This is a genomic window from Mesorhizobium atlanticum, assembly GCF_003289965.1.
In the GTDB taxonomy this organism is placed as follows: Bacteria; Pseudomonadota; Alphaproteobacteria; order Rhizobiales; family Rhizobiaceae; genus Mesorhizobium; species Mesorhizobium atlanticum.
Window position 1 is genome coordinate 745,419 of the sequence record NZ_QMBQ01000001.1, and the last position, 13,683, is coordinate 759,101.

Here is a 13,683-nt window from a genome sequence, read left to right on the forward strand (position 1 = left end):
ACGATGGCCGAGCCTCTGATCCGCATGACAAACATCCGCAAGTCCTACGGGCGCGTTCAGGCGCTGGTGGACGCCAATTTCCACGTCAATGAAAAGGAGATCGTCGGCCTGCTCGGCGACAACGGCGCCGGCAAGTCGACATTGATCAAGGTGCTGTCGGGCGCCGTGCCGCTGACCAGCGGCGACATATTCGTGCGCGGCAAGAAGGTCAATTTCCGCAGCACCAGCGACGCTATCGCTGAGGGCATCGAGACGATCTACCAGGACTCGGCGCTCGTCACGCAGCTGTCGATCGCCCGCAACCTGTTCCTCGGGCGCGAGCCAATCAAGCCGCCGCGCTTCCTCAACCGCATGGATCAGGAGGCGATGAACGTGGTGGCGCGCGACCTTCTGCGGCAAGTCGGCATCACCAAGAACATCCCGCCGACGACGCCGATCGGCTCGCTGTCGGGCGGCGAGCGGCAGGCCGTGGCCATCGCCCGCGCCATGCATTTCGACAGCGATCTCATCATCCTCGACGAGCCGACCAACAATCTGGGCGTCGCCGAGACGCAAGGGGTGCTGAGCTTCGTGCGCAGCGCCCGCGACTCCGGCCATTCCTGCATCTTCATCGCGCATAACATCCACCACGTCTTCCAGGTGGTCGACCGCATCGTGGTGATGCGCCGGGGCAAGGTGGTGGCCGACGACATCGATCCGAAGAAGACCACGGTGGCCGAGGTCGAGCGGGTCATCACCGGCATGTCGGACAAGGAAATCCGGGATGCGATCGCCGACGGCCGGGAATCGCATGGCTGATTTCGGCTGACTTTGACTTGGCGCGACAGGGGTTCGCATCCCATCCTATGACTGGACCCATGAAAGCCACCGTAGCCGACATCGCCAGAAGCTGTGGCCTGTCGACCGCGACTGTCGACCGGGTGCTCAACAACCGCCCGGGCGCGAGCGCCGCCAACCGGCAGCGGGTGCTGGAGGCGGCCAAGCAGCTCGGCTACCTGCCGACGCTCGACCAGGTCGTGCTGCCGTCGAAGCCGGCGCATCTCGAATTCTTCCTGCCGATCGGCTCCAACGCCTTCATGGCCGACCTTGCCAATCACATCGAGGACTATGCGGCGCGCCTGCCCCTGGTCGCCTCCTGCCGCATTCACAACCTTGCCGGCATTTCGCCCGGCGCGCTGCAGGGCGCGGTGGAGAACCTGTCACTCAAGGCCAATGGCGTCGGCGTCATCGCCGTCGACCATCCGCGCACACGCAACATCCTGCGCGAGCTGGTCGAGGCCGGGATCAGGCTGGTCACGCTGGTCTCGGACGTGCCGGCCGCACCCCGTTCGGCCTATGTCGGCATCGACAACCGCGTGGCGGGCCGCACGGCGGCGTTGCTGATGGGCCGCTTTCTCGGCGGCCGGACCGGGCATCTGGCCATGGTGGTCGGCTCGCGCTCCTATCGCGGGCATGAGGAGCGCGAGATGGGTTTTCGCTCGGTGCTCGCCGAAGAATTTCCCGACCTCGCCGTCTCCAGCGCCGTCGAGATCAACGACGAGCCGGACGCCAGCTACCGCGCGACCATCAAGGCGCTGCACGACGAACCGGATCTGCTCGGCATCTACTGTGTCGGCGCCGGACGCTCCGGCGTCGCCAGGGCGTTGCTGGAAGCCAAGCCGCGCAGGAAGCCGGTCTTCATCTGCCACGATCTGACCAAGGAGACACGGCGCTATCTCGTCGATGACCTCGCCGACGTCGTCATCGACCAGAATGCGCGGCTGATCGCCGAGCAGTCCGTGATCCGCCTGCTCGGCTCGATCGCCTCCTCGGCCCCCTATCTGACGAAAAAATTCATCGAGCCGCGGCTGATCTTCAAGGAAAACGTGCCGGTGCAATAGGCCGGCAACGGCCAGGCGAGAGGCTCCTCGGATTTGTCTGACGATTGATCCGGCAATTCTGCACAGCAGCTATGCACGCTTCGCAATTGCCGAATCGTTGGGCAACTCGTATTTATTGACGTGTCGGATGTCTTCCTCCTCCCAGACACCGACGGTGAATGCGGTACACCTCCTCCCGTGCCGTATTCGAAATCGAAGCCCGCTGCCTCCTCCTCCCGGCAGCGGGCTTTTTCTTTGCGTGCCAGAGGCGGGGGAAGCCAACCCATCCGATGCTGACCAGGTACGGGCTATCTCTTTGGTTTAACGCAATTCCGGACGGAAAACCGCTCACACTTTTCCTGGAATTGCTCTAGCCTTTCGCTGTCACCAGATTGGAGCTGAGTTCGAAAGCGACTCCCGATCCATCGGCGTAGGACTGCAGCACGGGCGCACTCCCGCTCACGATGTCCTCCACGACGCGCATGCGTTCGTGATCGGCCATTGCCTTGCCGGCAGCACTCATGCCGACCAGCGCCATCGCGTTCAATCGCAGGAGGGGCGCCCCGTCCTCAAAGCGTATCCTGCGCGATATTGTCCTTGATCGAACGTCGTGGAAGCCGGCGTCGCGGAGCAGCGCCTCGATCAGCGCCGCATCGCCGAAGCTGTGGCGCAGGTCCGCGATTGGGCCAAGGAGTCGTTCGGCGACGCGGCGGAGATCGCGAAAGAAGGGGATTTCCTCATCGGAGCGCCAGGTGGCAACCGCCAGCCGGCCACCCCGCGCCAGCGCCCGCCGCATCTGCGCCGCCGCAGCGGGCTTGTCGGGAAAGAATTGCAGCCCCTGCTGACAGACGATCACGTCGAACTGCTCTCCGTCGTGGAGGGGTAGCGCACCGGCATTGCCTACGCGCCAATCGATGTCTGGCGCCACGGTGCGCGCGACGGCAAGCATTTCCGCGTTGATGTCGATGCCGACGACATATCCGGCGGCGCCGAGCCGTTCCCTGGCAACGCGGGCAACTATTCCTGTGCCGCAGGCGATGTCCAACACACGATGGCCTGGAGAGAGCTTCACCTCTTCGAAGGTGACTTCGGCCCAGGGGCGAAACAGAGGCCCCACGAGCCAGCGCTCATACATCTCCGGAAAACTTGCCTGACCCATCGTCTAGCGCCCGTTTCCGGGACAGCATAACAGAATCAGGACGATCCGAAGAGATCAGCGCGCCCGGAACGAGGCGATCAGGCTCTCGGCCATGCGCACGAATTGCGCGCTCGGACCTTCGGCGCCGACGCTCTGCATCGAGACGCGGGCGCCTTCGAGCAGCAGCGACAGCGTGTCGGCGAGAAGCTCGGCCTGGCCGATGCCGGCATCGCGGCAAAGCGCAACCAGCTTCTCGCGCTGGGCTTCCTTCAGTTCCTTGATGACGCGCCTGGCCGGATGATCGGTCTCGGTGAGCTCGACGGCAGCATTGGCCATGTCGCAGCCACGGCTGTCGGCGCTGAGCAGTTCCGAAGCCTTCTGGACCCAGGCGTGCAACTGGGCGAGCTTGTCGCCGGGATGCCTGGCCTCGAATTCGTCCCATATCCTCGAAGCCTTCGCCGCCGTGGCGCGCAGGCATTCGATGACCAGATCATCCTTGGACTCGAAATGGCGGTAAAGCGTCATCTTGTTCGTGCCGGCAGCCTCGGTGATGGCGTCGACGCCAACGCCCTTGATGCCGTGCTTGTGGAACATGTCCTGCGCCGTCTCCAGGATCCGATCCCGGGGGCGGGAACGCTCCGCAACGCCGTCAGTCATCATGCTCTCCTTTCGTCGTTTCCAAAAAAACCGTCGCCACCTCTTGACTAGGGTGTTACCGGTCTGTAACTTTCAGATGTTACTTACTGGTAACACCTATATCACTCCCCGTCAAACGACAAGGCCCACCGATAGCCTGCCAGAGTGAGATAGGACGAAAAAACAGCCTGTCATGCGGCTTCGGCCGGTGAAAAAAGAGAAAGCGGCCCGTGATCAACCGATGCGGGACGGGCAAGGAGCCACTCCTATGCAAAAGCGCAAAGACCTGACGATCGACGAAGCCGTCCGGGATCCGATGATCCGGCTGGTGATGAAGGCGGACGGGATCGACCCCAAAGCCTTCGAGCGGATGCTGCGCCAGCGCGCGGCGGAACAGGCGCCGGACGATGAAGTCCTGCCATCCTTCCTGCAGGATTCCGGCTCCGGCCGGGCCCGGCGCCTGCGCCATTTCGCAAAGCCCTTCGGCGAGGCGTCCGCATCATGGTAAACTTCTTCGTCCACCGCCCGATCTTCGCGTCAGCGATCGCCATCATCATGGTGCTCGCCGGCGCGATCGCTTATTTCCTTCTGCCGGTCTCGCAGTTTCCCGACATCACGCCGCCGCAGGTCGTGGTCAGCGCCCACTATCCCGGCGCCAGCGCACAGGTCGTGGCCGATACGGTCACCACGCCGCTCGAGCAGCAGATCAACGGCGTGCAGGGCATGACCTACATGTCGTCGACGAGCTCGAATGACGGCTCGTCGACTATCACCATCACCTTCGACGTCGGCTATCCGCTGAGCACGGCGGCCGTCGACGTGCAGAATCGCGTCAGCCAAGCGGCGTCCTCCCTGCCGGCAATCGTCAACCAGGGCGGCGTGACGATCAAGAAGCAGAACCCCAATTTCGTGCTGATCGTCGACCTGACCTCACCGGACGGCTCGGTCGATCCGGTGGCGTTGAGCAACCTTGCCTATCTGCAGGTGGTCGATCCGCTGAAGCGCCTGCCCGGCGTCGGCGACGTGCAGATCTTCGGCGAGCGCCGTTATTCGATGCGCGTCTGGCTCGACCCGGACAAGCTGGCCAATCTCGGCATCACCGCGGTCGACGTGCAGAACGCCATCGCCGAGCAGAACGTGCAGGTCGCCGCCGGCAAGATCGGCCAGTCGCCGGCGCCTGCCGGCACCGCCTTCGAAATGCAGGTCAACGCGGTCGGCCGTCTCAGCGACCCCAAGGAATTCGGCGACATTGTCGTGCGCGCGAACTCGCAGAGCGGCTCGCTCGTGCGGCTGCGCGACGTCGCCCGCATCGAGCTCGGCGCGCTGCAATATTCGTCGTCCGCTTTCTTCGGCAAGGACCCCACCGTGGTGCTCGCCGTCTACCAGATGCCCGGCTCCAACGCGCTCGACCTGCAGCAGCGGGTCAAGGATAAGATGCAGGAGCTGTCGCAGCGTTTCCCGAAGGGCGTCAGTTACGCCATGCACTACGACACGACACGCTTCGTGTCGGCCTCGATGCATGACGTGCTGATCACGCTCGGCGAAGCGCTGGTGCTGGTCGTGGCGGTGGTGTTCATCTTCCTGCAGAGCTGGCGCACCACCATCATCCCGACCATCGCCATCCCCGTGTCGCTGATCGCGACCCTGGCGATCATGTACATGCTGGGCTTCTCGCTGAACATGCTCTCCCTGCTCGGCATGGTGCTGGCGATCGGCCTCGTCGTCGACGACGCGATCGTGGTGGTGGAGAATGTCGAGCGGCAGCTGGAGGCCGGGCTCAAGCCGCTCGCCGCGACGCGCGCGGCGATGGCCGAGGTGACCGGGCCGATCATCGCCACCACGGCGGTGCTGATGGCGGTGTTCGTCCCCGTCGCTTTCATCCCTGGCGTTTCCGGCCGGCTCTACAACCAGTTCGCACTGACAGTAGCGATCTCGGTCGGCATCTCGGCCTTCAACTCGCTGACGCTGTCGCCTGCGCTGAGCGCCGCCTTCCTGCGCCATCGCGGCGAAACCCAGTTCGTGCTGTTCCGCTGGTTCAACGCCGGCTTCGACTGGCTGTCGCATGCCTATGCGCATGGCGTGCGCATCCTGATCAAGCTGCGCTGGATCATGCTCGGCCTGTTCGCGGCCGGCCTCGTCGCCACCTTTTTCGTCTGGCAGAAATTGCCTTCGACCTTCCTTCCCGTCGAGGACCAGGGCTATTTCTTCGTCGTCATCCAGCTGCCGGATGGGGCTTCGCTTGAGCGTACCGACGCGGTGGCGCAGAAGGCGCGCGACATCCTGCAGAACACGCCCGGCGTCGACATCGTCGGCTCGATCAGCGGCCTGAACTTCCTGACCAGCGCCGCGCAGTCGAACTCGGCCGTGGAATTCGCCATCCTGAAGCCATGGGACCAACGCGGCCCCGATCAGAACGCTTCGAAGCTCGTCGCCCAGGTGCGCAACAAGCTGTTGCAGATCCCGGAGGCCTTCGCGCTGTCGTTCGATCCGCCGTCGATCCCGGGCCTCGGCACCACCGGTGGTTTCGAGTTCCAGGTGGAGGACCTTTCGGGCCGCGGCAGTGCGGCGCTGAACGACGTGACGCAGGCGCTGATTGCGGAAGCCCGCAAGCAGCCGGAGCTCAACCCGCAGCAGCTGTTCTCGTCCTTCTCGACCTCGACGCCGCAGTTCAACTACGACCTCGACCGCAGCAAGGCGAAGCTTCTCGGCCTCAACCTGCCTGACGTCTTCAACACGCTGCAGATCTATCTCGGCTCGCTCTACGTCAACGACTTCAACCTGTTCGGCCGAACCTTCCGCGTGACCATCCAGGCCGACAAGGACGCGCGCGCTGACGCCACCGACATCTCAAGGCTCTATGTGCGCAACGCCTCGGGCGGCATGGTGCCGCTGAGCACGCTGGGCAAGCTTGTGCCGATCGTCGGACCGGAGACCGTGCCGCATTACAACAACAATGCCTCGGCCCTGATCAATGGCGGCGCCGCACCCGGCTTCTCGTCCGGACAGGCGGTGGCGGCCATGGAGCGGGCGGCGGCCAACGTGCTGCCGCGCGACTTCGGCTACGAATGGACCGGCATCACCTTCCAGGAGCTCAAGGCCGGATCGATCGCCTCGGTCGTGTTCGGGCTGGCGATCGTCTTCGTCTTCCTGATCCTGGCGGCGCAGTATGAAAGCTGGGCGATGCCCTTCATGGTGCTGCTCGCGGTGCCGCTCGCCCTGTTCGGCGCCTTCGTGGTGCTGCTGCTGCGCGGCATGCAGATCGACGTCTACTCGCAGATCGGCTTCGTCATGCTGATCGGCCTCGCGGCCAAGAACGCGATCCTGATCGTCGAGTTCGCCAGACGCCGGCGCGAGGAAGGGCTGACCATCGTCGAAGCGGCGATGGAGGCGGCAAGGCTGAGGCTGCGGCCGATCCTGATGACCGCCTTCGCCTTCATCCTCGGCGTGCTGCCGCTGATGTTCGCGACCGGCGCGGGCGCCGCCAGCCGGCAGTCGATCGGCACCACCGTTTTCGGCGGCATGGTGGCAGCGACCATCCTGTCGCTGGTCTTCGTGCCGGTCTTCTACGCGGTGATCGAACAGCTGCGCGAGCGCGGCGAAAAAGAACCAGCCAAGGGACACCACGACGCCCCTCAGCAGCAAGACATTGAACCGACCGCCGAGCCGGCGCTTCAGCCGCTCGCCCAGGCGGCTGAATAGCTCGTCAGGCGGCCGAATAGGATTGGAGACCAAAATGCGTAAATGGAAAATCGCTTTAGGAACGGCCGTTGCGCTTGGCGCGATCTCGGTGGCAAGCGTCCACCTGCTGAATCCGGGCTATCTCGGCAACGGCACGGCGGGTGCAGCGCCCGCCCCGGCGGCCTTCGTCATGCCGGTGCCGGTGGTGAACGTCGTGAAGAAGACGCTGCCGATCTATCTCGACTACGCCGCGCGGGTCGAGCCGATCCGCAGCATCACGCTGCAGGCGCGCGTGCCGGGCTATCTGCAGGAGCAGACCGCGGCCGACGGCAGCGACGTCAAGCAGGGAGACATGCTCTACCGCATCGCGCCCGACGACTATCAAGCCGCGCTCGACCAGGCGAAGGCGCAGGTGCAGCGCGATACCGCGACGCTCGAATATGCAAAGTCCAATCTCGGCCGCGGCACCGATCTCGCCAAGGCCGGCTATCTGGACAAGGACAGCTTCGACCAGCGCACCAGTAATCTGCGCACGGCCCAGGCCGCCCTTGCCGTCGACCAGGCGGCGGTGCGGACGGCCGAGCTCAACCTCGGCTATGCCGAGATCAAGGCGCCGTTTTCAGGCCGCATCGGCCGCAACCAGGCCTCGGTCGGCACGCTGGTCAGCGTCGCCGGCACGGTGCTCAACACGCTGGTCCAGCTCGACCCCATCTATGTGACCTTCAATCCGAGCGAGACCGACCTCGTGCAGATCGAGCAGGCGAAGGCCAATGGTCCGATCGCCGTCGACGTGCTCCTGCCCGGCGAGACCCAGCCCAGCCAGAAGGGCGAGCTGACCTTCATCGACAACACGATCGACCACTCGACCGGCACGATCACGGCGCGCGCCACGATCGGCAACGCCAAGTTCACGCTGCTGCCGGGGCAATATGTGCGGGTGCGGCTGCATGTGAAGGAACAGCCCAACACGCTGATGGTGCCGCAGGTGGCGCTGGGCTCCAGCCAGCTCGGCAAGTACCTCTATGTCATCGGCAAGGGCAACACGGTCGACCAGAAGCTGGTGTCGCTCGGGCCCACCGATGGCGACCTGATTTCCGTGACCTCCGGCATCTCAGAGACCGACCAGGTGATCACGGGCAATCTGCAGAAGATCGGACCCGGAATGCCGGTTTCTCCCTTGCCGCAACCGAAACCGGCCAGCTGATAACCCCCATCAGTTTCCGGTCCGACGGTGCCCTCGACACCCACGTCGAGGGCGCCGTTTTGCTAGGGGGTTCCAGACGGCTCCCTACGCCGGCTTTGCGTGCGGCTTCGCAGGATTGCCTGCAAGCAATTCGACCAGGCCGGCAATGTCAGCGCGTTCGGCCTTGGCCGGCAGCATGAAGGCACAGTAGGGCTGGCCCAAGCGGACGGAGACGGAAGACAGCGCGATCAAACGGCCGGCTTCGAGATCCGCGTTCGCCATCACCTTCTGCCCCAGAGCTATCCCAAGCCCCAGCCGCGCCGCGCCGATCGCCAGGCTGGACAGGCCGACGCGCCGGCCATGCGATGGGTCGGGCGCGCGGCTGCCGCCGGCGGCGGCGAACCAGTCCGCCCAGCTCGGATGCGAGGCGTAGTTCGGCCCCCAGTTGGTGTGGATGAAATGGCTCTCGTGCATATCGGCCAAGCTGGCACCTTGGCCGTAGCGCTGCCAGAACTCGGAGGCCGCCACCGGCAGCACCTCGTCATGGACGAGCCGCACCATCTTCAGCGCCGGATAGTGATAATCGCCATAGGAGATGCGCAGGTCGATGTTCTGGCGCACCACATCGACGGGATCGTCCTCGACCCGGACATCGATCGCCATTTGCGGAAAACCGTCGAGCAGCACCGCAAGCCTTGGCGCCAACCACAACTCGGCCAGGGAGAACGGCACGCTCACCACGAGGCGCGTGCGCAGGCCGCCTTCCAGCATGCGCCGGCCGACCGCCGCGATCTCGCCCAGCGCCCGCGCCGTCTGCGGATAGATGGCATGACCGGCATCGGTCAGCGCGATGCGGTTGCCGTTGCGCACGAAGAGCTGCTTGCCGAACCAATCTTCGAGATTGCGTATCTGCTGGCTGACCGCGGCCGATGACACGCCGAGCTCGGTAGCGGCAAGCGTGAAGGAGCCGGCGCGGGCCGCGACCTCGAAAGCCCTCATCGCATTCAATGGTGGAAGCTTTTCCACGTTTGTGCCCCCGAAAGATTTTCTTGGCGGAGCCTAACAATTTTCCGCGTTGCGGCAAAGTTTTCCTTGCGGTGTAGTGAACTCAGATTTTGGAGGACGCAATGATCGAAGACATTCTCGACCTGGACCGCTATCCACTGAACCGCGAGGGCAGCCCTGAATGGCAGCGCCTGGTGGACGAGTCCAAGGCCGCGCTGGCGGCAAACGGCATGTTTAACCTCGAAGGGTTTCTGCGCCCCGGCATCGCCGACAAGGCCGTCGCCGAGATCCGGCCGGTGATGGACACGAATTCGCATGTCCACAAGCGCATGCACAACATCTACTTCAAGCCGTCGATCCCCGAGTTGGCGCCCGACCATCCGGCGCTGCGCAAGGTCGAGACGATCAGCCATACGGTCTGCGCAGACCAGATCCCGGGCAGCACCGTTCTTTCGATCTACGAATACGAGCCGCTGGTGCGGTTCCTGGCGGCGACGATGGACAAGCCGCAATTGCATGTCATGCAGGACCCGCTCGCCCGCGCCAACGTCATGGGTTACCGCGCCGGCGAAGCGCTCAACTGGCATTTCGACCGCTCGGAATTCACCACGACGCTGTTGCTGCAAGCGCCCGAGGTCGGCGGCGATTTCGAATACCGCACCGACCTGCGCTCGGACGACGACCCGAACTATGACGGCGTCGCCAAACTGCTCGAAGGGCGGGACCCCGAGGCAAAGATCCTGCGCATCAAGGCCGGAACGCTGAACGTCTTCCGCGGCAAGAACACCGCGCACCGTGTCACCACCGTCGAGGGCAATCGAGAGCGCATGATCGCGGTGTTCTCCTACTACGAACGTCCCGGCGTGATGTTCACCGATGAGGAGCGTATCGGCTTCTACGGCCGCGCGGCTTGAGGTTGCCAGTTTAATCCGGAATTGGAAATCGGCTCTTGTTAGATTGTCGACAATCTGCTTGTCTTGCAGAAATTCCTCCCGGGAGTCGACCTATGGCAAAGCTGGATTTCAGTCCGATCGCGGATACGACGCGCAGGGCGGAGATCGTCGCCCTGCTCAGGCGCGCTATCCTGACCGGACAGCTGGAACCGGGGCAGAAGCTCAATGAGCTCAGGATTTCGGAGCAGATGCGGGTCAGCCGCGCGCCGCTGCGCGAGGCAATGCGCGAGCTGGTGCAGGAGGGCATCCTGACCAGCATCCCCTATGCCGGGACCTTCGTCATCGACGTCACCGCCAAGGACATCATCGACGCCTATTCGCTCAACAAGGTGCTCGATGAATTCGCCATCGAACTTGCCTGGCCGCAGCGAGACCAGCGCTTTTTCGACGAGCTCGACCGCCGCCACGAGGCGGTGAAGCAGGCCACGCGGGCGCTCGACACCACGCGCCAGATCGAGACCGCGCTGCAGCTGCATGGGCTGATCTACGAGTGGGCCGACAATTCGGTGCTTCTGGAGACCTGGCAGCGGCTGACCAGCCGGCTGCAGATGTACTTCGCCCTGCATCAGCGCGCGCGCAACGAACCGGTGCCGGCCGAGGACGTGCACGAAACCTATGTGGCACTGCTCAAGGGTGCCGACATGCGCGCCGCCCAGCGCCATGCGCGCGAGCATATCGACCTCGATTTCGAGGAGCTGCTTGGCTATGCGCGCGGCCTCGAAAAGCGCGCATCGAAGAACTGACAGACGGACGGCAAAGTGAAGATCAAGAGCATCAAGGCCTACCATGTCGTCCAGCCCTTCGTGGACGGGCCTTACCGCATGTCCAAGGGACGCGTCGCCGACTGTTTCGACGCGGTGATCGTCGCCATCACGTCGGACAGCGGCGTGACCGGCTGGGGCGAGATGGCGCCGCTCGGCAATTTCTACTCGGCCGCCTTCCCGGCGGGAGCGCGCGCGGGCGTACCGGAAATCGCGCCGCATCTCATCGGTCAGGATCCGCGCGGTCTGGCCGGCATCGGCCGGCTGATGGACACGGTGTTCAAGGGCCACCCCTACATCAAATCGGCGCTCGACATGGCCTGCTGGGATCTCGCCGCTCGCGCGGCCGATGTGCCGCTGGTGACCATGCTCGGCGGCCGCGAGAGCGACATGGCGGAGACCTATCGGGTCGTCACCCACGGCACGCTCGATCAGATGGCGGCTTTGGCCAAGCGGATCATCGCCGAAGGCTGCCGCCGCCTGCAGGTCAAGGTCGGCGGCAATGTGCATGACGACATCGAGCGGGTGACGACGGTGGCCTCGGCGGTGCCGAAAGGCACAGTGATCTTCTGCGACGCCAATGCCGGCTGGACGCCCTATCAGGCGCGCCAGTTCGCCGACGCGACGCGCGGCATCGACTACACCTTCGAGCAGCCCTGCACGACGCTCGATGAGAACATGTCGGTACGCCGCATGCTGGACAAGCCGATGGTGCTGGACGAATCCGTCACCTCGTTGGGCGAGATGCTGGAAATCCATCGCAGGGGCGTCGCCGACGGGCTGACGCTGAAGATCTCGCGGCTGGGCGGCGTGACCCAGACACGGCTGATCCGCGACGTCGCGGTGGATCTCGGCTTCATGATCACGGTGGAAGACACCGGCGGCGCCGAGATCGATACCGCCGCCATGGCGCATCTGTCGCTGTCGACGCCGGCGGAGCGCCGGCTGCACGCCATCGCCTTCCACGAATGGGTGACGGTGCGCACTGCCAGGAACGCGCCGCCGGTGACCGGCAGCCATATGGGCATTCCCGACGGCCCCGGCCTCGGCATCGACGTGGATCCCAGCCTGCTCGGCGAACCCTTCTTCGAGATTGGCTGACATGAAGATCAGGCGCGTCAAGGCAACCCCGATCAACTACCGGCTGGAAGCGCCTTACGTCTGGGTCTTCGGCGAGCTCGACGGCTTCTCGCCGACCATCGTCGAGGTCGAGACCGAGGACGGGCTTGTCGGCATCGGCGAGGCGCCGACGCCAGGTGCGGCGGCCGTCATCAACGACGTGCTGGCGCCGAGACTCTTGGGCCGCGACGCCTTCGACATCGCCGGCGCGGAGGAAGTCTGCCTGCCCTTCTGGAGCGGCGTGCAGTCGATCAACGACCGCACCCGCATCATGGCTTTCGGCGCCGTCGAGATGGCACTGTGGGACCTGCGCGGCAAAGCGTGGAAGCAGCCGCTCTATCAACTGCTCGGCGGCGCGGTGCGCAAGGACGTCCCCTTCACCGACTATTTCGCGCTGCGCGGCGATGGAGCCAAGGTGAAGGGCGAGAAGACGCCGGAAGAAGTCGCCGACTACTGCGTCGAACTCCACGAGCGCCACGGCACCACCTTCTTCGAGGGCAAGTTCTCGACGCAGGACCCGAAGGTCTCGATGAAGATGGTCGAGCTGATCCGCAGGAAGCTCGGCGACAGCGCCATGATCCGCATCGATTCCAACCAAGCCTATTCGCTGGCGACCGCCAGACAGCTGGCGCGGCCGCTGGAAGAGCTAGGCGTGCGCAACTGGGAGGACCCGGTGGCGACGATCGAGGAGATGCGGGAACTGCGTCGTCACACCTCGATCCCGTTCTCTACTCACAACATCGACATCGCCCGCGCCATGGAACTGAAGGTGCCGGACGCCTTCGTCGGCAATCCGACGGCGCATGGCGGCATCAACCGCATGCTGCGCTTCGTCGGTGCTTGCGAGCATGCCGGCATCGATTACTGGTGTTACAGCGGCGACACCGGCATCGGCAGCGCCTGCTACCTGCATCTGTGCGCGGCGCTCGGCTGGATCAGGGAACCCAACCAGTCGCTGTTTCGCATGCAGCCGATGGACATCATCGAGGAAGGCCCGTTCGCGCCGAAGAACAACACCGTGCGGGTGCCCGAGGGCCACGGCCTCGCGGTCACCCTGTCGCAAGAAAGGCTTGCCGCCTGCCATCGCGATTTCGTCGAAAACGGCCCCTGCAACAAATATCACGACCCGGAAAAGCCCGGGACCTACCGCCGATTGCCGCTGAACTAGGAGGATGACGAAAAGCTAGCAGAACTTATCGAGAAAAGGGCGGTCACAAGTCGCCTGGCCGACAGACAATTCATCAAGAAAATCTGACTTTTCCGTCCCAACCAGCGGATGGACCGGTCGGAACCGCATGCTACTGTACGTCGACCGATACTGACGAGAGCCGGGAACAGGAGAACTCCACGG

At 64.4% G+C, this 13,683-nt stretch carries 12 protein-coding genes; 9 read left to right on the forward strand and 3 right to left on the reverse strand.

Annotated elements, in window-relative coordinates; all coding sequences use genetic code 11:
- Positions 1–3 precede the first annotated feature (3 nt).
- On the forward strand, positions 4–798 hold the full coding sequence (locus DPM35_RS03935; protein WP_112125980.1) for an ATP-binding cassette domain-containing protein: 795 nt from the start codon (positions 4–6) through the stop codon (positions 796–798).
- 59 nt (positions 799–857) lie between these two features.
- Entirely contained in the window at positions 858–1,880 is a 1,023-nt protein-coding gene (locus DPM35_RS03940) for a LacI family DNA-binding transcriptional regulator (RefSeq protein ID WP_112125981.1), read from the forward strand.
- A gap of 349 nt (positions 1,881–2,229) precedes the next feature.
- Here the strand turns inward: DPM35_RS03940 and DPM35_RS03950 are convergent, their stop codons facing one another.
- The gene (locus DPM35_RS03950; protein WP_181591909.1) at positions 2,230–2,994 is read right to left on the reverse strand and encodes a class I SAM-dependent methyltransferase; all 765 of its coding nucleotides are present in this window, start codon (positions 2,992–2,994) and stop codon (positions 2,230–2,232) included.
- Between the two features lie 78 nt (positions 2,995–3,072).
- On the reverse strand, positions 3,073–3,654 hold the full coding sequence (locus DPM35_RS03955; protein ID WP_112126236.1) for a TetR/AcrR family transcriptional regulator: 582 nt from the start codon (positions 3,652–3,654) through the stop codon (positions 3,073–3,075).
- 187 nt (positions 3,655–3,841) lie between these two features.
- Here DPM35_RS03955 and DPM35_RS03960 point away from each other — a divergent pair, with 187 nt between their 5' ends.
- Genes DPM35_RS03960 through DPM35_RS03970 form a run of 3 tightly spaced genes read left to right on the forward strand, consistent with a single transcriptional unit; the run spans position 3,842 to position 8,515 of the window.
- On the forward strand, positions 3,842–4,141 hold the full coding sequence (locus DPM35_RS03960; RefSeq protein ID WP_245431415.1) for a hypothetical protein: 300 nt from the start codon (positions 3,842–3,844) through the stop codon (positions 4,139–4,141).
- Positions 4,135–7,332 carry an efflux RND transporter permease subunit gene (locus DPM35_RS03965; RefSeq protein ID WP_112125984.1) on the forward strand — a complete coding sequence of 1,066 codons (3,198 nt, stop codon included), beginning with the start codon at positions 4,135–4,137 and terminating at the stop codon, positions 7,330–7,332. The genes DPM35_RS03960 and DPM35_RS03965 overlap by 7 nt, the downstream gene beginning before the upstream one ends.
- 34 nt (positions 7,333–7,366) lie before the next feature.
- Entirely contained in the window at positions 7,367–8,515 is a 1,149-nt protein-coding gene (locus DPM35_RS03970) for an efflux RND transporter periplasmic adaptor subunit (protein WP_112125985.1), read from the forward strand.
- A gap of 84 nt (positions 8,516–8,599) precedes the next feature.
- Here the strand turns inward: DPM35_RS03970 and DPM35_RS03975 are convergent, their stop codons facing one another.
- Positions 8,600–9,493: a LysR substrate-binding domain-containing protein gene (locus DPM35_RS03975; RefSeq protein WP_245431416.1), complete on the reverse strand. Its 894-nt coding sequence runs from the start codon at positions 9,491–9,493 to the stop codon at positions 8,600–8,602.
- Positions 9,494–9,621: 128 nt separating this feature from the next.
- Between DPM35_RS03975 and DPM35_RS03980 the strand changes: the two genes are divergently transcribed.
- From DPM35_RS03980 to DPM35_RS03995, 4 genes are all read left to right on the forward strand, one after another.
- Positions 9,622–10,413 carry a HalD/BesD family halogenase gene (locus DPM35_RS03980; RefSeq protein WP_245431417.1) on the forward strand — a complete coding sequence of 264 codons (792 nt, stop codon included), beginning with the start codon at positions 9,622–9,624 and terminating at the stop codon, positions 10,411–10,413.
- 92 nt (positions 10,414–10,505) lie between these two features.
- Positions 10,506–11,195, forward strand: coding sequence for a GntR family transcriptional regulator (locus tag DPM35_RS03985; RefSeq protein ID WP_112125987.1), 690 nt, complete (start codon positions 10,506–10,508; stop codon positions 11,193–11,195).
- 15 nt (positions 11,196–11,210) lie between these two features.
- A complete protein-coding gene (locus DPM35_RS03990) occupies positions 11,211–12,314 on the forward strand; it encodes a mandelate racemase/muconate lactonizing enzyme family protein (protein ID WP_112125988.1) in 1,104 nt (367 codons plus the stop codon).
- A gap of 1 nt (position 12,315) precedes the next feature.
- Positions 12,316–13,500 (forward strand): mandelate racemase/muconate lactonizing enzyme family protein, encoded by a 1,185-nt coding sequence (locus DPM35_RS03995; RefSeq protein ID WP_112125989.1) that lies wholly within the window; start codon positions 12,316–12,318, stop codon positions 13,498–13,500.
- Positions 13,501–13,683: the final 183 nt, after the last annotated feature.